General features: G+C 31.5%; 17 protein-coding genes. 3 read left to right on the forward strand and 14 right to left on the reverse strand.

What is annotated here, in order from left to right; genetic code table 11:
- Positions 1–69: 69 nt before the first annotated feature.
- From KA468_RS03715 to dapA, 8 genes are all read right to left on the reverse strand, one after another.
- Positions 70–3,996, reverse strand: coding sequence for a T9SS type A sorting domain-containing protein (locus tag KA468_RS03715; protein ID WP_291241590.1), 3,927 nt, complete (start codon positions 3,994–3,996; stop codon positions 70–72).
- 153 nt (positions 3,997–4,149) lie between these two features.
- Positions 4,150–5,343 carry an enoyl-ACP reductase FabV gene (gene fabV, locus KA468_RS03720; protein WP_291241591.1) on the reverse strand — a complete coding sequence of 398 codons (1,194 nt, stop codon included), beginning with the start codon at positions 5,341–5,343 and terminating at the stop codon, positions 4,150–4,152.
- Between the two features lie 54 nt (positions 5,344–5,397).
- Complete coding sequence (gene recN / locus KA468_RS03725; RefSeq protein WP_291241592.1) at positions 5,398–7,050, reverse strand: DNA repair protein RecN; 1,653 nt, start codon at positions 7,048–7,050, stop codon at positions 5,398–5,400.
- 1 nt (position 7,051) lies between these two features.
- Positions 7,052–7,936, reverse strand: a complete 885-nt coding sequence (locus tag KA468_RS03730) for a DUF4835 family protein (protein ID WP_291241593.1) — start codon at positions 7,934–7,936, stop codon at positions 7,052–7,054.
- Positions 7,926–9,137, reverse strand: a complete 1,212-nt coding sequence (gene coaBC, locus KA468_RS03735) for a bifunctional phosphopantothenoylcysteine decarboxylase/phosphopantothenate--cysteine ligase CoaBC (protein WP_291241594.1) — start codon at positions 9,135–9,137, stop codon at positions 7,926–7,928. Before coaBC ends, KA468_RS03730 begins: the two co-directional genes overlap by 11 nt.
- 15 nt (positions 9,138–9,152) lie before the next feature.
- On the reverse strand, positions 9,153–9,467 hold the full coding sequence (locus tag KA468_RS03740; RefSeq protein ID WP_091312562.1) for a DNA-directed RNA polymerase subunit omega: 315 nt from the start codon (positions 9,465–9,467) through the stop codon (positions 9,153–9,155).
- 8 nt (positions 9,468–9,475) lie between these two features.
- Positions 9,476–10,282 (reverse strand): outer membrane protein assembly factor BamD, encoded by an 807-nt coding sequence (gene bamD / locus KA468_RS03745; protein ID WP_291241595.1) that lies wholly within the window; start codon positions 10,280–10,282, stop codon positions 9,476–9,478.
- A gap of 84 nt (positions 10,283–10,366) precedes the next feature.
- Positions 10,367–11,245, reverse strand: coding sequence for a 4-hydroxy-tetrahydrodipicolinate synthase (gene dapA, locus KA468_RS03750; protein WP_291241596.1), 879 nt, complete (start codon positions 11,243–11,245; stop codon positions 10,367–10,369).
- Between the two features lie 138 nt (positions 11,246–11,383).
- Between dapA and KA468_RS03755 the strand changes: the two genes are divergently transcribed.
- Complete coding sequence (locus KA468_RS03755) at positions 11,384–12,145, forward strand: 5'-nucleotidase (protein ID WP_291241597.1); 762 nt, start codon at positions 11,384–11,386, stop codon at positions 12,143–12,145.
- A gap of 5 nt (positions 12,146–12,150) precedes the next feature.
- Positions 12,151–13,068 carry a bifunctional UDP-sugar hydrolase/5'-nucleotidase gene (locus KA468_RS03760; RefSeq protein ID WP_291241598.1) on the forward strand — a complete coding sequence of 306 codons (918 nt, stop codon included), beginning with the start codon at positions 12,151–12,153 and terminating at the stop codon, positions 13,066–13,068.
- Between the two features lie 3 nt (positions 13,069–13,071).
- Here the strand turns inward: KA468_RS03760 and ligA are convergent, their stop codons facing one another.
- From ligA to rpsF, 5 genes are all read right to left on the reverse strand, one after another.
- Positions 13,072–15,063: an NAD-dependent DNA ligase LigA gene (gene ligA, locus KA468_RS03765; RefSeq protein ID WP_291241599.1), complete on the reverse strand. Its 1,992-nt coding sequence runs from the start codon at positions 15,061–15,063 to the stop codon at positions 13,072–13,074.
- A 1-nt stretch (position 15,064) separates the two neighbouring features.
- Complete coding sequence (locus KA468_RS03770) at positions 15,065–15,541, reverse strand: DUF6495 family protein (protein ID WP_291241600.1); 477 nt, start codon at positions 15,539–15,541, stop codon at positions 15,065–15,067.
- A 94-nt stretch (positions 15,542–15,635) separates the two neighbouring features.
- Positions 15,636–16,079, reverse strand: a complete 444-nt coding sequence (gene rplI / locus KA468_RS03775; protein ID WP_291241601.1) for a 50S ribosomal protein L9 — start codon at positions 16,077–16,079, stop codon at positions 15,636–15,638.
- A gap of 61 nt (positions 16,080–16,140) precedes the next feature.
- Positions 16,141–16,428: a 30S ribosomal protein S18 gene (gene rpsR, locus KA468_RS03780; RefSeq protein WP_091312528.1), complete on the reverse strand. Its 288-nt coding sequence runs from the start codon at positions 16,426–16,428 to the stop codon at positions 16,141–16,143.
- A 2-nt stretch (positions 16,429–16,430) separates the two neighbouring features.
- Complete coding sequence (gene rpsF, locus KA468_RS03785) at positions 16,431–16,772, reverse strand: 30S ribosomal protein S6 (RefSeq protein WP_291241602.1); 342 nt, start codon at positions 16,770–16,772, stop codon at positions 16,431–16,433.
- 203 nt (positions 16,773–16,975) lie between these two features.
- Here rpsF and KA468_RS03790 point away from each other — a divergent pair, with 203 nt between their 5' ends.
- Positions 16,976–17,674, forward strand: coding sequence for a LytTR family DNA-binding domain-containing protein (locus tag KA468_RS03790; protein WP_291241603.1), 699 nt, complete (start codon positions 16,976–16,978; stop codon positions 17,672–17,674).
- On the opposite strand, the gene priA is transcribed toward KA468_RS03790, so the two are convergent.
- Positions 17,671–20,112 carry a primosomal protein N' gene (gene priA, locus KA468_RS03795; RefSeq protein WP_291241604.1) on the reverse strand — a complete coding sequence of 814 codons (2,442 nt, stop codon included), beginning with the start codon at positions 20,110–20,112 and terminating at the stop codon, positions 17,671–17,673. The two genes, KA468_RS03790 and priA, sit on opposite strands and share 4 nt — an antisense overlap.
- Between the last annotated feature and the right edge of the window lie 75 nt (positions 20,113–20,187).

Consider the following 20,187-nt stretch of genomic DNA (forward strand, 5'->3'; position numbering starts at 1 on the left):
ATATTACATTTATAAAACAAAAAAGTCCCGATAAATCGGGACTTTTAAGTAAAAAATTATTTAAAATAATTATTCTTTAATCACTTTAATTGAATGTACTGTATCATCAACAGTTACATTAACAATATAAACTCCTGCATTTAAAGCAGACATATTAACTTGTACATCATTTGTATTTGCTTTTGCATTTACAACTTCTTGACCTAATAAGTTAATTACTTTTACATTACTAATTGCAGATTTGTATGATAAATTCAATACATCTTTTACTGGATTTGGATACGCTACAAAGTTTGAAGTATCAAATGAATTTGAACCCAATGTTGTATCTACTGTAAAGTCTAAAGTAACTCCGTATGAACCACTGTAACATGGCGCTGGAGGAGCTTGACCTGCATCAGCAGTTCCAATTCTCATTCTATGTGCTCCTGTAGGTGCCGTTACTGGCATCAAGAATGAAGCATCAACTGTATTAGGTTCCACATCAGTACACGCAATACCTGTTTTTACTAATTCACCAGCATCATTGAAATCGAAATCATTATTGAAGTCAATCCATACATTAATGTCATAAGTAAACCCAGTTGCAAAAGTAAGTTGCACGTTAGTATTTGTACCTGGTTCAACTGCTACTGCTGTAGTTGTATTGTTAGCATACATTACATCAGCAATAACAAACGGTGTTGTACCAACTGTTGCATTCGTAATTCCTGTTCCATCATTAGATGTTGGAACTGACGCACAATAACATCCTGTAGCAACAGTAGTGAAAGATTGTATCGCACAACCCGTTGCAGGACCTGCTCCACTGAATGGAACCACTTTCCAGAAATACTGAGTATTTATAGTTCCTGAGAAAGAGTAGTTTGTTGTACTTACCGAAACCGCATTAGCAATATCAGTTCCACCAGAGGTAGTTCCAATCGTAACATAATATCCTGTAGCGTCAGTAACTGGCGCCCAAGACAATTGACTTGCAAAGTTACCACAAGTTGTATTTGGTGTTGCAGTCAATTGAGTTGCACAAGTTGGAATAACGTTTGGTGTAACTTTCAATTCGAAATCATCGAATGAAGCATACCAAGGTCCACCTGTTGGTTCATTTAAACGAATTGCAAAATAGTACACACCAGTTGTAGTTGGTGTAAACGAACGAGTTATTTTAGAATAAGGTTGCGCAGCATATGAAGAACCAGCTCCTGGGATAGCATAAGTAGTACCTAATTGAGTAGCGCCAGTAGCTATTTGGTTTGAATTAACCAAATAATCTACTGCCCAAGAATCACCATTATCACCTTGAATATATGAAGAAAAATCATAAGAAGTTCCAGCCGTTAATTGGAAACCAGGCGTCCACATAATTTCATTTGTTGCAGACCATGAATTTCTAATAAAATTAGTTCCATTATTAGAAGTACTGTATGTGTCATTTGAATTTCTTGATACCCAATCACCATTTTCTTTAGACCAACATGGAGGAAAGTTTGAATTCCCTACAGTAGTTAATCCTTCAAATCCTTCTGTCCATGGCAAAGTTGTAACTGGCACACAAGCTGTTAAGAATGAAACCGGTCCAACCCATGGACTAGCATCTGTAGTAGAACAAATTGCTCTAACAAAAATATAATATGTTGTAGAAGGTGTTAATCCTGAAACAGAAACAAAAGTATTTGTAACTGCCGTTCCTGCTGCTGACGGTAAAGTTGCAGAGGTTGAAACTACATATTGGTAACCATTTGCAGGCGCAGTAGTAGGTGCCGTCCATGAAACATCAACTCCAGAAGAAGTGATATTAGCATAAACTAAAGCTGTAGGCTCCACACAAGATGGAATTGCTTCCCAAATTACATCATCAATTAGCAAACTATTTGATGGTGCTCCTGTATGTCTGAATGCTGGATAATCCGAATACGTTCCAACAGGAGGAGCAAATGTCATATTTTCATAAGTTAATGAAGCCGCGGTCATTGTAGTTAATGCTACAAATGTAGTTGCATCCATTGGATTGGTTAAGTAACCAAATTCAATAATACCACCAGTTGACCAACTTCCTCTTATTTTTAATTTTAATCTATGCGTTCCAGTACCTAAATTAGAAACAGGTTGCATTTTAACTACTGCTAAGTCTGTAGTAGACCAAGATGACATATATAACACATTTGGCGTAGAATTAGCATTAAAACTATCAATATAAGCAGAACCTCCTGTACCTAATTTTCCCCAACAAACAGGAAAACCTGGTAAAGTTACTGCATCAAAATTTTGAATAAAACTCGTTACTGAAGCACAAGCTGTAGTAAAACTTATTGAAGTAGACCAAGGGCTTAAAGCTCCTGATCCGCAATTTGCTCTAATAAATATATAATAGGTTGTAGCAGGTGCTAACCCTGTTAAAACTGCAAAAGTATTAGTTGTTGCAGTACCAGCTGTAGTAGGTAATGTATTTGTAGTAGAAACAAAATACTCATAACCAACCGAAGGTACTGGAGATGTTGCATCCCAAGAAATAGAAGCACCAGTAGATGTAATCGAAGCTGACACTAAACCTAGTGGTTCAATACAAGATGGCGTTAAACGAATTTGAAAATTATCAACTGAAAACTCTAAATCAGCAGCTCCGTTAGTAGTTCCTTCTACAACTCTATATGCAAATCTTACTGTTTGACCTGAGTAAGCATCTAAATCGATAATATTTACCGAACCTGTATTTGAAGGAACATTTGAGGCATTAAAAGTAGATAAAACTGTCCAGTTTGTTGTACCCGTTGAACTTACTAATACTTCTACTGAATCATCTGATTCCCAATCTGTAACTGCTGTAGTAGCTCCATAATTTGCAGCTGCAGCATCAAATTTTAATTCATAACCAGTAGCTGGTATTGTAAACTGAGGAGAAATTATCCAGTCATTCGCAGCTGCTAAATAAATGTTATACGCAAAAGAGCCAGTAAATCCATTGTTAGCAAAACCGTCTTGATAAAATCCGTTTGAACCAAATGTTGCTGGACCTGCAGTTAAATCACCATTATCTCCTTTCAACCAACATGCATTTGGTAAAAAAGTATCAAATGGTTCAACACTAGGAAAAGTTGTAATAGGTGCGCAAGATGTAGTAAATGAACTTGGACCATTCCAGCCACTAAATTGACCCGTACTACAATTTGATCTCACAAAAATATAATATGTTGTTTGTGGTAGTAAACTAGTTAAACTAGCATATATATTTGTTGTTGCAGTTCCAGCTGCAGTTGGAACAGTATTAGATGTAGAAACCACATACTGATATCCAATACCTGGAGTTGGTGTAGCTGCATCCCAAGAAATATCTGCAGTAAACGCTGTAACATTTGCACTTACAACATTTAATGGCGCTAAACATGAAGCAACACTTCCTGTTGCAACTAATAATGGTCTTTGATCAGTTATTGTTCCTGTTGTTTGTGTACAAGGAGCAGTTGAAGAGTCACTTATACTATAAACAGTTTTATTTGTAGCAGTAGTTGAATTTGCACAACTCACATTTTCTGACCAAGCTCCTGATGCTAAACCTGCACAAACTTCTACTATAATATTAGAAGTACCGTCCCATGCAAATGGAGTAGTTAATGTAAACATTACATTTCCTGTTGCAGAAGGTGTAAAATCAGTTGGTCCATAAACAACAGTTGCACCTGTTTCGAAAGTAGTAGTCAAAACAGTAGCTGTAGTACTTTTTAAGGAAATCGTATAATTTTCTTGTAAAGTACTTAAATTTAAAGCAGTAGCTACCCAGCCAATTTCAGTAATATTTCCTGCAACTAAACCAGCGCCTGTAAGCTCTGCGGCAGTATATAACATCTGAATGCGTTGTGTTTTAAAATAATCCTGTAATGGTGAAGGTGCGCCAGTTGATGAATTTGGGGTTCCATCATTCGAACCAACTACCACTGTGCCCGTTTGAGCAGTTATTTGCCAACATGTAAATAAGGCAAATAACCATAAAGTAATTTTTTTCATTAGTAATTAATTTTATGTTAGTATAGTAAATAAACAAAAAAAATAAACATTAAGAAGAACAATTGTTAACAAATCGATAAAAAACAAAAAATATCGATGAAAAACAAAAAAATCCCGATAAATCGGGATTTTTAATATTATTAATTTTAAATTTTATTTTGATATACTTGGAATAAATACCATTTCTGTTGTATCTGCTTGATAATCTACACCTTCAAAACCAAAACCAAATAAACTATCAAAATCTTTCTTATATCCAGCTAAATCTCCAATTTCAGATAAATTTTCAGTTGTAGCTACTTTCCATAATTTAGCCACTTGTTCTTGAACGTCATCGCGCATTTCCCAATCGTCAATTCTAATTCTTCCTTTTTCATCTGTTGGAATGGCGTTACCACTATATAATCTATCTGAATATAAACGTTGCATTTGTTCAATACAACCTTCATGAATACCATCCGCTTTCATTGTTTTATACAATAATGAAATGTATAATGGAATTACTGGAATAGCAGAACTAGCTTGCGTTACCAATGCTTTATTTACAGAAACGTATGCTTTACAGTTTACACTTTCTAATTGCTTTGTAATTTCAAAAGCCGTAGCTTCTAAATGGTCTTTTGCACGACCAATTGTTCCTTTTCTATATACAGCTTCAGTAACTTCTGGACCAATGTAAGAATACGCTAATGTCATGGCGTCATTTGCTAAAACGCCTGCATCTTTTAAGGCATTCATCCACATTTGCCAATCTTCACCACCCATTACTACAACTGTATTATCAATATCGTCTTGATTTGCAGGCTCGATAGAAACTTCTGAAACATTTCCAGTATGAAAATCAACTGTTTTATTTGAGAATTTTCCACCAATTGGTTTTAACGTTGAACGATGTAAAACTCCTGTAACAGGATGCATACGAACAGGTGAAGCCAAACTATATATTACTAAATCTACCTGACCTAAATCTTTTTTAATTATATCGATGGTTTGCTGTTTTACTTCATTTGAAAAGGCATCTCCATTAATACTTTTTGCATATAAACCTGCTTTTTCTGCTTCCATTTCAAAAGCAGCAGAATTATAATATCCAGGCGTAGCTGTTTTTCCTTCGCTTGGCTCTTTTTCAAAGAACACACCAATAGTAGATGCATCGCAACCGAATGCACTTGTAATTCTTGAGGCTAAACCAAAACCAGTAGAAGCACCAATTACTAAAACTTTTTTTGCACCCTCAATTTTACCTTTTGATTTTACATAGTCAATTTGATTTTTTACATTTTGAGCACAACCATCTGGATGAGCTGTTAAACATATAAATCCACGCATTCTTGGTTCGATAATCATAATTTTATATTTTATTGTTGTTGTATTTAAAAACTTGATACAAAAGTATACATTTTAATTTAATAATGTTTTAGCATGTGATAGTGCCGAATCTGTAATTTGCTTGCCAGATAACATTTCTGCAATTTCAATAATTCGTTCTTCAGAATTTAATTTTACAATTTTTGAAATCGTATTCTCTAAAATAGTTTCTTTTGAAACTTTATATTGCGAATCGCCTTTTGAAGCAATTTGCGGTAAATGTGTAATCGCAAAAACTTGTCGGTTGGCACTCATTTTTTTCATAATTTCTCCCATTTTTAATGCGATTTCTCCTGAAACTCCAGTATCTATTTCATCAAATAAAATGGTAGGTAATTTAGAAAAATCAGCTAAAATTGCTTTGATTGCCAACATAATTCTTGACATTTCTCCACCAGATGCAACTTTTTTAAACGAACCTAAACTGGTTCCTTTATTAGCAGAAAACAAAAGTTCTAATTCATCTGTTCCGTTAGAAAGAAACGAATTTGAAGTATTCAATTCCATTTTAAATTGCGAATCTGGCATACCTAATTCATACAAAATAGCAGAAATTTTAGAAATAAAAACAGGAATGGCTTCAATCCTATTATCTGATATTGTTTTAGAAATAGTGTTCAATTCAACTGTTTTCTGACTTAAATAATCCTTTAGTTGAAGTATTTTTTCATCTAAATTGTCTACTAAAAGTACTTTTTCTGAAAGTTGGTTTTGTATTTCTAACAAGTCTTCAATTGAAGTAACTTGATGTTTCTTCTGTAAATCGTAAATAGCTTGTAATCGGTTTGAAATAAATTCTAATCGTTCTGGATTATACGTGTTTTTTTCAGCTAAATGAAATGTGGTATCTGCAATATCCTCTAATTCAATTAATGCCGATTGTAATCTTTCGAATATTTCTGCATACGAAGAAGAAAAACCAGCAATTTTTTGCAATGCATTTTTACAATCTTTAATCGAAGTTATAAATCCAAATTGCTCGTCAGTTGCGCTTGAAACTAATTTACTTAGCGTTTCTGTAATTAATTCAGAATTATTTAAACTCAGTAATTCGCCTTCTAATTCAGATTGTTCCTCCGGTTTTAAATTTACTTGTTCTAATTCATTTAACAAGTGTAAATTGTATTCTTGCGCTGTAAATAGTGCATTTTTATCCGAAATTGCTTGTTCTAATTCTTTAGATTTTAGTTTGAAATCGGATAATAAAATGGTGTATTCATTTAGATTTTGGGCATTTGAACCCATTGCATCTAAAATTGAAATCTGATAATTTTGCTGTTCCAATTCACGCGTTTGATGCTGAGAATGAATATCGATTAAATTTTCTGCTAAAAGTTGTAATTCCGATAAGTTAACTGGCGTATCATTTATAAACGCACGAGATTTTCCAGAAGGCAAAATTTCACGTCTAATTATTGTGGTGTCTTCGAAATCTAAATCATTCGCTTCAAAAAGAGGTTTCAAATTGTATTTTGAGATTTCAAAACTGGCTTCCACTACGCATTTTTTTTCTTTATCTTTTAGGGAAGATAAATCGGCACGATTTCCCATAATTAAACCCAAAGCACCTAATAATATCGATTTTCCCGCACCTGTTTCCCCTGTTATGGTAGCAAACTGATTGGAAAAATTAATATTAAGTTGCTCAATTAAGGCATAATTTTGAACTGATAAAGATAAAAGCATATTACCTTATTTTATTCCATTTGGAAGAATTTAACGGAGAAATGGTAGCTAAATTTTCTCTAACTTTAACTGTATCAATACCTGGTCCGCCATTAAATATATCTACAATTTCGTCTGTTTTAGTATCAAAAAAGGTTCTTGCTAAAAGCGAATTTGGTCTTACTTTGTGCACTTTAAGTAAAGTATCTATAGCATTTACGATACCTAATTTTCCTTGTTTTAAATCGTCTGCCATTTTATCCAATCCATTGATGTGATATTCATACAACGTTTCTCTGTATGCATCAAACGTATTTGACATTAAATCTGAAATCAAATTAAATCGTGTTGTTTTTTTACCCGTTTGCACCCAACCTGAAAACCCACTCGATTGTGCCACATTGGTAATATTTAAAGCCGTTTCATAAGAATCTGTTCCACCTTTATCTGAAAATGTATCTGCATCAGAAGCAATGATAACATTGGCATAAAACGATAAAACCGAAACTAAATTTGATGTAAATGCATTTTGATCATAAATTAAATTTTCAAATTCAATATATTTAAAACTTATATCTTTATCGTTAATATTTAGAATTGGAGTAGTAAATGTACTATTATATACAGGACGCGAAGAGTTTACTTGCAACGACGCTTCGAAATTATTACTTTCAAATTTAGTTACGATGAAGAAAAACGAACAATTTATTTTTTCATTTTGTTTCACTACTTTTTCGGAAAATTTAGTGTTGTTTAAAAAATCAAAAACCTGTTTTTCCAAATTCTTAAAAATCTGAGGATTTACACTGGTAACTTGATCTGTATTAATAGAAACAATAGCTTTTAATTCTTGCGAATTAGCACAAAAAACACTTAAAAAAAGGAATACTAAAAATTTAATTCGCATATTTTTTTACAATTAGGTTAACAATATCTTCGGCAACTAATTCTTTTGATTTTAAAGGAATATCAAATATATTAAAATCTTTATCAATAAACGTTACTTTGTTGGTTGGTTTTCCAAATCCTGCACCTTCATCGTTTAGAGAATTCAAGACGATAACATCTAAATTCTTTTTTTGGATTTTACTTTTGGCATTTTCAATTTCATTTTCTGTTTCTAAAGCAAATCCAATTAAAAATTGATTCTTTTTAATTTGACCTAAAGATAATAAAATATCTTTATTCTTTTCCAATTCTATAGTAAACGTAGCTTCATCCTTTTTTATTTTCTGAGAAGCAATATTTTTTGGTTTATAATCGGCAACTGCTGCTGCTGCGATTACGACATCTGTATTTTCAAAATAGTGATGACAAGCAGCAAACATTTCGTCAGCTGAAGTAACTCTGATAATTGACACTAAACTATGATTCAATTGCATATGAGTTGGACCTGAAACCAATACCACTTCTGCGCCTAAATTTGCAGCTGCAAGTGCAATATCATATCCCATTTTTCCTGTAGAATGATTACCAATAAATCGAACTGGATCTATGGCTTCATATGTAGGACCTGCAGTTACTAAAACTTTTTTACCTTTTAGTGGTAATTTACTTTCGATATCTTTTTCAATAAATTGAAGTATGTTTTCTGGCTCAGCCATTCTTCCTTCACCACTTAAACCACTAGCTAATTCACCGCTTTCAGCAGGAATTATTGTATTTCCAAAACCTCTTAAAGTTTCGAAATTCATTATCGTTGTGGGATGAATGTACATATCTAAATCCATTGCTGGAGCAAAATAAACAGGACATTTTGCAGATAAATAAGTAGCTAAAAGCAAGTTATCACAAGCTCCTGAAGCCATTTTAGAAAGTGTATTCGCTGTAGTTGGAGCTATAATCATAAAATCGGCCCAAAGGGCTAATTCTACGTGGTTGTTCCAAGTTGCATTTTCATCTTCTTTATTGTAAAAAGTAGAAAATACAGGATTTTTTGAAAGTGTCGATAAAGTTAAGGGTGTAACAAAATCAACAGAAGCAGGTGTCATGACAACTTGTACATGTGCACCTGCTTTTATAAGTAATCTAACCAATGAGGCTGTTTTATAAGCTGCAATTCCGCCAGAAATACCCAGCAAAACATTTTTACCCTTTAAAACAGACATTAATTAAAATTTATATTATTTAGTATCTCTATGATAAATTTTATCTTCTAACCATTCTTGAACAGCTAAAGCATGTGGTTTAGGCAATTTTTCGTAATATTTAGAAACTTCAATTTGTTCTTTATTCTCGAAAACTTCTTCTAAACTATCATTATAAGTAGCAAATTCGTCAAGCTTATCTAATAATTCTTTTTTAATTTCAGAATTAATTTGATTTGCTCTTCTTGCTATTATAGTAATTGCTTCATATACATTTCCAGTTGGTTCTTCAATTACACTTTTGTTGTAAGTTATTGTGTTTACTGGAGCATTTGTTTTCTTTAAATCCATAATAATGATTAATTTGTATATTGTTTCAATTCTTTTTCTAAGGTTTCAAGCATTTTATTTGATTTCTCTAAATACTTGGTATCTGCTTTAAATTTAACCAAATTTTGGTAATACGTTTTAGCTGAATTTAATCTTTCTTGTTTTTTTGAAGGAATACTATTTGTTGCTAATTTGAACATAGCATCATATTTATAAAACAAAGCATCTTCTTTATATTTTGAACCTGGAAAATTAAACACGAAATTATCTAACGCAATGATAGCTGCATTATAATCTCTTGTGAATTCACCAATTGTATTGTATTGTTTTGCGATTTCAAATGCTTTAAGCTCTAATTTTTCAGATAGCTCTTTTACAATTTCATTTGCTCTTGGTAAAAAAGTAGAATTTGGATATTTATTCACAAAAACTTGAATTTTACTTAATGCTTTATCCGTATCCACTTGATCTAAACTATAAATCGGAGATACTTTACTGTAACATTCTGCACCTAAAAAAGCAGCTTCTTCAGCAAAAGTACTTTTTGGATAACTACTTGCAAAACTTTCAAACTGATATGCTGCTGAAATATATTGTTTGGTATTATATAATGCTTTAGCATAATTATAAAAAGGCATTTCCCCTTGAGGTTTTCCTCTATATGATGAAGCATATTGTTCAAACAATCTTATTGCTTTAGAATACTTTTTCTTCTCAATTTGTTGTGTAAATACTTTTGTTTTGAATTCTACATCATCTGATTTCATAGCTCTTTGATAAGGGCTACAAGATGAAATAGAAAGTACTACTAAAAGTATGTATATAAATTTGTTCATATTTGATGTTACATTACGCCTTTGCGCAGTTTGAAAAAGCAACTGCAAAGGTAGATATATTTTTACGTTTTACAAAAAAGATTTTTATCCTAAATTTTTAATAAAATTAGACAATCTTACAGATAAATTTTCGTCTACATTCACCAAGGGTAAACGCACTGTGTTTTCAGATAAACCTAAGTGTTTAAAGACTTCTTTAATACCAGCAGGATTTCCTTGTTCGAAAATCATATCAATAGAATCGGCTAATTTGTAATGTAATTTATAAGCTTCATCTACTTTTTTGTTTAATCCCAATCGAACCATTTCTGAAAATTCTTTTGGAAAACCTTCTCCAATTACAGAAATTACTCCAGCTCCACCAGCTAAAACCATTGGCAAAGTAATCATATCATCACCAGAAATTACTAAAAAGCCTTCCGGTTTGGTTTGAATTAATTTCATTGCTTGCACAATATCGCCAGCGGCTTCTTTAATTCCAATAATTTTTTTAAAATCGTTTGCTAAACGTATCACTGTAGCAGGCAACATATTACTTGATGTTCTTCCTGGTACATTATAAACTATAATTGGTATTGGAGATGCTTCAGAAACGGCTTTAAAATGCTGATAAATACCTTCTTGTGTAGGTTTATTATAATAAGGCGAAACAGACAAAATAGCAGCAAACAGAGATAAATCTCTTGTCTTTAATTCCTCAACCACTTTTGCAGTATTGTTACCTCCTACCCCTAAAACCATTGGTACTCTGCCTTTATTTGCAGCAACAATAGTTTGTATAACGACTTCTTTTTCTTCTGCATTTAATGTTGCGCTTTCTGCAGTAGTTCCTAATATTACTAAATATTCTACTCCGCCTTCAATTACATGGTTTGTAATTTTCGTTAACGCTTCTGTATCAACAGAAAAATCTTTTTTAAAAGGCGTTACCAAAGCTACACCAGTACCTATTAATGATTGCATATTATATTTTTTAAGTTTTTTAAAATATTTTAATAATTCAGAAATAAATTCAGAATAATTTTATAAATCATTGTAACTTTACATCTTTTACAAAATTAAAGTAATCTATTCGAATAAATGACATTCAAAAGTAAAAATATGAAACCTCTTTACATAATTTTTGTTACAACTTTAACATTATTAGGAGCTGTTTCTTGTAAAACAAAAAAATATACCAATTATCAAATTGAAGGAAAAAAAATTGAAGTCGCTTCAAAATACACTTCAAATGAGACTATTGAATCTTATATTTCACCTTACAGAGCACATATAAATACCGATTTAGATAGTGTAATTTCTTTTACCAATGAAACTTTAGACAAAACTAAAGGTGAATGGCAAAGTAATATTGGGAATTTTATGGCGGATGCTTGTATGGAATTTGCTACTCCAGTTTTTAAAAAACAACAAAACAAACAAATTGACATTGTACTTTTAAATAGTGGTGGAATAAGATCTATCATTCCTAAAGGAAATATTACTAAAAGAAATGCTTTTGAAGTGATGCCTTTTGAAAATAGCTTAATTGTAGTTGCCCTTAAAGGCGAAGAAATTATAGCAATGGCAAATCATATTATTAAAGAAAAAAAGCCACACCCACTCAATGGTTTAAAAATATTTTTGGATAAAGAAAATACTATTACTAAAGTTCTTTTTAATGATAAAGCCATCGAAAATAAAACAATTTATTACGTAGCCACATCCGATTATTTAGCTAATGGAGGCGACAATATGAGCTTCTTTCTTAAAAACGAAGGAACTTTTGATTTAAATTATAAAATAAGAAATGTATTGATTGATTATTTTTACAGATACAAAACTATTGAAGCTTCAACCGTTCAAAGAATCATTAAAGAATAACTCCTATGAAAAGAAGAAATTTCATCAAAAATACAGCTGCAACTTCAGCATTACTTTCACTTAGCGGACTTTCATTGTCGAGTTTTTCTACTGTAAAAGAGAAAAAAATAACCATCTTGCATACTAATGATGTGCACAGTCATATTGATCCATTCCCGGAAAATCATCCAAGAAATCCATCAATGGGAGGTGTGGCAAGACGTGCAAATATTATTGAACAGATTAGAAAAGAAGAAGAAAATGTGTTGTTATTAGATGCAGGTGATATTTTTCAAGGCACACCTTACTTTAATTATTATGGAGGCGAATTGGAATTTAAGCTAATGAGTATGATGAAATACGATTTGGCAACATTAGGAAATCACGATTTTGACAATGGAATTGACGGCTTTTTCGCTCAATTACCAAATGCTAATTTTGACTTTGTTTCTGCAAATTATGATTTTAAAAATACCGAGTTAAACGGAATTGTAAAACCTTATAAAACCTTTATAAAAAACGGAATAAAAATTGGTGTTTTCGGTTTAGGTATTGAATTAGAAGGTTTAGTGGACAAAAAATTATATAAAGAAACCAAATATAATAACCCAATAGATGTCGCTACAGATGTTACTAAAACACTTAAAGAAACTGAAAAATGTGATTTAATAATTTGTTTGTCGCATCTTGGATTTGATTACAAAAATGAAAAAGATAAACCTTCAGATCTTAAATTAGCCGCTGCCACACAAGATATTGATTTAATAATTGGCGGGCACACACACACCTTTTTAGATAAACCAGTTATAAAAACAAATAAAACTGGCAAACAAGTAGTGATCAACCAAGTTGGTGCCTATGGAATAAATTTAGGCCGAATTGATTTTTATTTTAGCGACGAAACCAAATACATTAGTAAAGAAAAAAACATTGTAGTGATTTAATTCTTAACTATTTATCATTTTTTGAAATTGATATTCGTCAATAATTTCAATTTTTAACTGGTTGGCTTTTTCTAATTTAGCAGGTCCCATATTGGCTCCAGCGATAACATAATTGGTTTTCGCAGAAATAGAACTTCCTACTTTTCCGCCATAATCTTCGATGGCTTTTTTCAAATCGTCTCTAGAGAAAACTTCAAAAACACCAGAAACAACAAATATTTTTCCTTCTAAAATATTGGAAACAGCTGTTGAAATCTCATTTAATTCAAACTGAATACCTACTGCTTTTAATTTATTTATTATAGTTTTGTTATCTGAATTCTGGAAGAAATCCATTACACTTTGTGCAATTCGTTCTCCAATTTCATCTACTGTAACTAAATCAAGTAAATCAGCTTTAGCCAAGTTATCAATGTTTTTATAATGTTTGGCTAATTTTTTAGCGACGGTTTCACCCACATATCGGATACCTAATGCATATAAAACTCTATCGAATGTAATTGCTTTTGAATTTTCAATTCCTGAAATTAGATTATCGGCAGATTTATCCGCCATTCTTTCCAAAACCACAATTTGTTCTTTTTTTAAATCATATAAATCGGCATAATTTTTTACCAAACCGGCATTATATAATAAAGCGACAGTTTCACCACCTAAACCATCAATATCCATTGCTTTTCTGGTAATAAAATGCTGAATTCTTCCAACAATTTGAGGAGGACATCCATAAAAATTTGGACAATAATGATTCGCTTCTCCTTCACTTCTTGTCAATTTCGTATCACATTCTGGGCAATTTGAAATATAAATGGTTGGATTTTCTTGATTTCCTCTTTTCGCTACTCCAATTATTTTTGGAATAATTTCGCCTCCTTTTTCCACAAAAACTTCATCGTTTACACGAACATCTAACTTAAAAATTTGATCTGCATTATGCAAAGATGCTCGTTTTACGATTGTTCCTGCTAATTGAACAGGTTCTAAATTTGCCACAGGAGTAATTGCTCCAGTTCGACCAACTTGATAAGAAATAGATTGCAAAACAGTACTCACTTGTTCTGCTTTAAATTTATACGCCATAGCCCAACGAGGCGATTTTGCTGTATAACCTAATTCTTCTTGAAAATGAATGTTGTTTATTTTCACAACTACTCCATCTGTTTCGTAGGGTAAATTGTGTCTGTTTTTATCCCAATATTCAATAAATTCAAAAACTTCATCAATGTTTTTAGCTAATTTACTCTGATTTGGTACTTTAAATCCTAATTTTCTCGACAATTCTAAACTATCATATTGCGTTTTAATTGCTAAATTATTGCCAATCATTCCGTATAACAAACATTCCAATGGGCGCTTTGCCACTTCGGCACTATCTTGTAATTTTAAACTTCCTGAAGCAGTATTTCTTGGATTAGAATAAGGTGTTTCACCTATTTCAATTAAGTCCTGATTCATTTTTTCAAAACCTGCAAAAGGCAAAATGATTTCCCCACGAATATCAAATTTTTCAGGAAAACCAGCATGTAATTGTAACGGAACAGATTTTATTGTTTTAATATTTTGAGTCACGTCATCACCCTTAAAACCATCGCCGCGTGTTACGGCACGAACCAATTTGCCGTTTTCATACGTGATGCTTATGGATGCGCCGTCATATTTTAATTCGCAAGTAAATTCTAAATCAACATCACCTAAAATTTTCTGACATCTTGTTTGCCAATCTAATAAATCTTCTTTAGAGTACGAATTATCAAGCGAATACATTCTATATTCGTGTTCAACAGTATTAAAGTTTTTAGTGATTGCACCACCGACACGTTGCGTTGGTGAATTTTCATCGAAAAAAGAAGGATTAGCTGCTTCTAAATCTTGTAATTGCTTTAATTTTGAATCAAAATCAAAATCAGAAATCGTAGGATTATCTAACACATAATAATTGTAATTATGCGAATTTAATTCCGCTCTTAAAGATTGAATAGTTTCTAAAACAGTCATATTATGATACATTGATTAATGTAATTAGTTTACTATACAAGTCGCCTTTACTAATTATTCCTCCGTTTTCAATTATTTTAAAAACTTCTTCATTACGATTTTCGGCAACTTCTTTTTTTCCTGTTTGAATAGTAACTGCATCAGAAAAAAGATTATTCCCTAACCATTCTAATCCTTCTGTAGTAAAGAAATCAACGGAAACTTCTGAAGTATTTACTATTATAGATTCTAAAAAAGTATCGTGACATTTAAAAAGAAAAATATGATTTTTTGAAAAATGATCTACAAAACGAACATTTGTAATGGCTTTATCCCAAATTAAATCAGAAAACACATCAATTTCTTGCAAAGCAATTTCTGGAGATTTAGCTTTAAGCTCATCCCATTCTTTTTTATCAATAGTCTGCGTGGCTAAAAAAGTAATAAACTCAGGATGAAGTTCTTCTAATTGTTCTTTTGTTAATCGGGTATATTTCATTTACGAATATTTAGTATAAAAACTTAAAGTTCCGTAAAAATAAAAAAAGCGTTGCAAATGCAACGCTTTTTTTAAAGAAATATTTTAAATAAAATTATGCTTTTTCAGCAACAATTTCATAAGCTAATTCAATGATAACTTCTCTATGTAAACGGATAGTAGCATTGTATTTACCTGTTCTTTTAACAATACCAGAAGTAATAAATTTTCTATCAATTGATTGTCCGTTTGCTTCTAAAGCGTGAGCTATATCTGCATTAGTAATTGATCCGAATAATTTTTCACCACCTGCTTTTGCAGTAATTTTTATCTCTAAAGCTTTAAGTGCTTCTGCAGTTGCTTTTGCATCTGCAACAACTTTAGCTTCTTTGTGTGCTTTTTGTTTTAAATTTTCAGCTAAAACTTTTTTAGCAGAAGAAGTTGCTAAAATAGCAGCTCCTTGAGGAATTAAGAAATTACGACCGTAACCATTTTTTACAGTTACTACATCATCTTTAAAACCTAAATTTTGAACGTCTTGTTTTAAAATTAGTTCCATTTTGTTGTCCTTTATTTTTATAAGTTAGTTCCGATTTTATCGAAACAACAAATGATTAATATTATTTTAATAAATCCGCCACGTAAGGCATTAAAGCTAAATGACGTGCTCTTTTAACAGCCACAGAAACTTTTCTTTGGAATTTCAATGAAGTACCAGTTAAACGTCTTGGTAAAATTTTACCTTGCTCGTTTACAAACTTCAATAAAAAGTCACCGTCTTTATAATCGATATACTTGATACCCGATTTTTTAAAACGACAATATTTTTTTTGTTTGTTAGTATCAATATTTAAAGGAGTAAGATATCTGATATCTCCCTCTTTTTTACCGTTGTTAGCTATCGACATGATTAGTTTCCTTTAGTTTTTAATTTTTCTCTTCTTCTTTCTGCCCAAGAAATAGCATGTTTGTCCATAGAAACAGTTAAGAATCTCATGATTCTTTCATCTCTTCTTAATTCAGTTTCCAAAGAAATGATTAATTCAGCTGGAGCTTGGTACTCAAATAAATGGTAAAAACCACTTTTTTTGTGTTGGATTTCATAGGCTAATTTTTTTAAGCCCCAATCCTCTTTTGATACCATTTTGGCACCCTTAGAAGTAAGAAAATCTTCAAATTTGCTTACTGTTTCCTTTACCTGAACATCAGATAAAACGGGATTCAAAATGAAAACAGTTTCGTAATTTTTCATTTGTACGTATTTTTTAAATTGGGTGCAAAGATATACAATTATATTTAATTTACAAATTCATTAAAAAAGTATTTATTTTTTTACAATATTAGTTTTCTGTTGTTTTTTTATATATTTTTATGCTGTATATCAAATAAATTTTTAGTTTTACAAAAATTAGTTTTAAATAATTGCATGAATTTAGATGTAATAAATACCAATATATGAAATTAAACACTATTGTTGTTGATGACAGTTCTATTCAACGTATTACTATTGCAAAGTTAATTTCCGAACATCCTAACTTAAACTTAGGTGGTGATTTTTCAAACGCATTAGAAGCTAAGAATTATATTACAAATAATACTGTTGATTTAATTTTCTTAGACATAGAAATGCCACATATTACTGGTTTTGATTTAATTGATGGTTTAAAAGTTAAGCCATTAATTGTATTTATTACTTCAAAAGCGGATTACGCTGTTAAAGCTTTTGATTATTCCGCATTAGATTTTTTACAAAAACCCATAAAAAAAGCACGCTTTTTAGTTGCTGCAAAAAAAGCAATGGAAATGCACCATTTAAAACATGACCAAACTCATGACGACAACGGGCCACATCTAATAATAAAAAGTAATCTTAAAAAAATAAAAGTCTACACCTCACATGTAAAATGGGTGGAAGCTTTTGGCGACTATATTAAAGTTGTGACTTACGAAGATACTCACTTAGTTTTATCTACAATGAAATCTTTCGAAATAGAATTGCCAAAAGAAAACTTTCTTAGAATTCATAAATCGTACATTATTAATTTAGATAAAGTAGATCGATTTAATAGTAAACAAGTAGAAATTGGCGGGGAAAAAATTCCGTTAAGCAGAAATAAAAAAGAAGAAATTATTGCTATTTTAGAAAATTATTAATAATCTACATTAATAGTTGTTTTGATTGCTCGATATTGCGATGTAGCTTCAAAACTTACCAATGCTTTTTTGATTATTTTTTTTGTATTAACAAGATTGGCATTATTTGGAATTTTAATAAGAATGGTTCGAATATATTCATTCCTAATTCTATTAATTGCTGGTTCTTCTGGTCCTAATATAGGTACCGCTACATTTTGTTTTAACACATTATACAACCAAGTAGCACCTTCACGAAGTTTTTCGTAATCTCTATGTTTTAATTTTATTTGCAACAAACGGAAATAAGGCGGATATTGAAAATTACGTCTTTCGTATAATTGCTCATGAAACATCGCTGTATAATTATTATTTACTACTTGTTGAATCGTATTATGCATTGGATTGTACGTTTGAATCACCACACTACCCTTTTTGGCTTTTCTACCAGAACGCCCAGCTACTTGAACCATCATTTGATACGCCCGTTCATAAGCACGATAATACGGCTGATTTAATAAATTATCTGCATTTAAAATTCCAACTAAAGTCACGTTTTCAAAATCTAACCCTTTGGCTAACATTTGTGTGCCAACTAAAATATCAATTTCCTGATTTTTGAAAGCATCAATCATTTTTTCAAAAGCAAATTTTCCACGAGTGGTATCTTGATCCATTCGCGCAATTCGTTTCTCAGGAAATAGCTTTATCAATTCTAATTCAACTTGCTCTGTACCAAAACCCTTTGCCGTAATATCTAACGAATTACATTGGTGGCAATGTGTGGGTTTCGCCATATTATGTCCGCAATAATGACATTTTAAATGATTTTTATACTTGTAATAGGTTAAACTCACATCGCAACTTGGACATTGAGGCACGTGACCGCAAGTGGTGCATTCAATATACGGCGAATATCCTCTGCGATTTTGAAACAACATTATTTGCTCATTATTTGCTAATGTTTCGTGCATTCTTTCCAATAATTCATCGGAAAAATGACCATCCATTCGTTTGCGGAAATATTTATCTTTTAAATCAATCAAATGAATTTCTGGTAACACCACATTATTGTATCGTTCAAACAACTCAATTAAACCATATTTATTGGTTTTGGCATTATGATACGATTCTAAACTTGGTGTTGCGCTTCCTAATAAAACTTTCGCATTATGAAATTTTGCTAAAACAATAGCCGCATCTCGGGCATGATATCGAGGTGCAGGGTCTTGTTGTTTATAAGTGGCTTCATGTTCTTCATCAACCACAATTAAACCTAAGTTAGAAAACGGCAAAAACAAAGCACTTCGAACACCTAAAACGACTTTTGCTTTTTCAGAATTTTGCAATACGTGATTGTACACCTCAACACGTTCATTTGAATTATATTTCGAGTGAAAAACCGCAATTTGATTTCCAAAATAAGCGGATAATCGTTGCACTAATTGCGTAGTTAAAGCGATTTCTGGCAATAAAAACAATACTTGTTTGTCTTGTTGTAAAAATGCTTCAATAAGTTTAATATAGACTTCCGTTTTACCAGAAGCGGTTACTCCGTGAAATAAATTGACATCAAATTGAGTAAATTTTTCTTTTATTGTTTCTAAAACCGTGGTTTGAGATTCACTTAAATGAATTTCGTATTCAGCTTCTTTTTCAAATGAAACACGATCTGTATTGATATAATATTCTTCAAAAATTTGTTTGTCGACTAATGATTTAATAACCGCTGCACTAACGCCAGAAGTTTCAATTAACAATTTTGCAGGAATTGGCTTTTTTTCTGTCGCTTGCAATTGAAAATACGATAAAACAATTTCTTTTTGCTTTTTTGCTTTTCCTAATATTTCAAGTAATTCTTGCAATTTTTCTTGTTGTAAAAATTCTTCTTGAAGTTTAATGTATTTTACTAATTTGGGTTTGTAATTATCTTGCACCTCATCTTGCATCGTAAGCAAACCTTTAGCTAACAAGCTTTGAACAATTGGAATTACATTTTTCTTATTAAGTATCTGTGATATTTCCGAAATTGTAATGGATGATTTATTTTCTAAAGCTTCTAAGACTAAAAATTCTTCATCTGTAGCCAATGTTTTATCTGATTCTGTATGAGAAGAAGAAATCATCGTTTCACTTTCTAAAATCAATCCGGAAGGTAATGCTGCTTTAAAAACTTCGCCAATTGCACACATATAATACGACGCAATCCATTGCCAATGTTTTAGTTGAATTTCATTTACAATAGGAACCTCATCTATAATTTGGCTGATTTCTTTGGCTTCATATAAAACAGGAGGATTGGTATGCTTTTCTACAACTAAAGCCGTATACACTTTTGTTTTCCCAAACGGAACGGTAACTCGCATTCCTGGTTGCAAAAACTTGTATTCTTCCACATTTACGGAATACGTAAACGTTTTATCAAGATTTAAAGGAAGAATGACGTTGATGAAGTGCATTTTTTTTTAGGTATAGGGTTTTGGGTGAAGGGTGTGAGGTTTTGGGTTTAGGGTTAATATACGAAAAACGAAACT

This window comes from Flavobacterium sp. (assembly GCF_017985075.1).
Lineage (GTDB): Bacteria > Bacteroidota > Bacteroidia > Flavobacteriales > Flavobacteriaceae > Flavobacterium.

Coding starts and splice junctions, on each gene's coding strand:
- dapA (WP_291241596.1), bottom strand. CDS start 11,245: ATGCAATCATTAATAGGTACTGGTGTAGCTTTGGTAACGCCTTTTAAA.
- KA468_RS03760 (WP_291241598.1), top strand. CDS start 12,151: ATGAAAAGAAGAAATTTCATCAAAAATACAGCTGCAACTTCAGCATTA.
- fabV (WP_291241591.1), bottom strand. CDS start 5,343: ATGATTATCGAACCAAGAATGCGTGGATTTATATGTTTAACAGCTCAT.
- KA468_RS03770 (WP_291241600.1), bottom strand. CDS start 15,541: ATGAAATATACCCGATTAACAAAAGAACAATTAGAAGAACTTCATCCT.
- ligA (WP_291241599.1), bottom strand. CDS start 15,063: ATGACTGTTTTAGAAACTATTCAATCTTTAAGAGCGGAATTAAATTCG.
- priA (WP_291241604.1), bottom strand. CDS start 20,112: ATGCACTTCATCAACGTCATTCTTCCTTTAAATCTTGATAAAACGTTT.
- KA468_RS03755 (WP_291241597.1), top strand. CDS start 11,384: ATGAAACCTCTTTACATAATTTTTGTTACAACTTTAACATTATTAGGA.
- bamD (WP_291241595.1), bottom strand. CDS start 10,282: ATGAACAAATTTATATACATACTTTTAGTAGTACTTTCTATTTCATCT.
- rpsF (WP_291241602.1), bottom strand. CDS start 16,772: ATGAAAAATTACGAAACTGTTTTCATTTTGAATCCCGTTTTATCTGAT.
- recN (WP_291241592.1), bottom strand. CDS start 7,050: ATGCTTTTATCTTTATCAGTTCAAAATTATGCCTTAATTGAGCAACTT.
- coaBC (WP_291241594.1), bottom strand. CDS start 9,137: ATGTCTGTTTTAAAGGGTAAAAATGTTTTGCTGGGTATTTCTGGCGGA.
- KA468_RS03740 (WP_091312562.1), bottom strand. CDS start 9,467: ATGGATTTAAAGAAAACAAATGCTCCAGTAAACACAATAACTTACAAC.
- KA468_RS03790 (WP_291241603.1), top strand. CDS start 16,976: ATGAAATTAAACACTATTGTTGTTGATGACAGTTCTATTCAACGTATT.
- rplI (WP_291241601.1), bottom strand. CDS start 16,079: ATGGAACTAATTTTAAAACAAGACGTTCAAAATTTAGGTTTTAAAGAT.
- KA468_RS03715 (WP_291241590.1), bottom strand. CDS start 3,996: ATGAAAAAAATTACTTTATGGTTATTTGCCTTATTTACATGTTGGCAA.
- rpsR (WP_091312528.1), bottom strand. CDS start 16,428: ATGTCGATAGCTAACAACGGTAAAAAAGAGGGAGATATCAGATATCTT.
- KA468_RS03730 (WP_291241593.1), bottom strand. CDS start 7,936: ATGCGAATTAAATTTTTAGTATTCCTTTTTTTAAGTGTTTTTTGTGCT.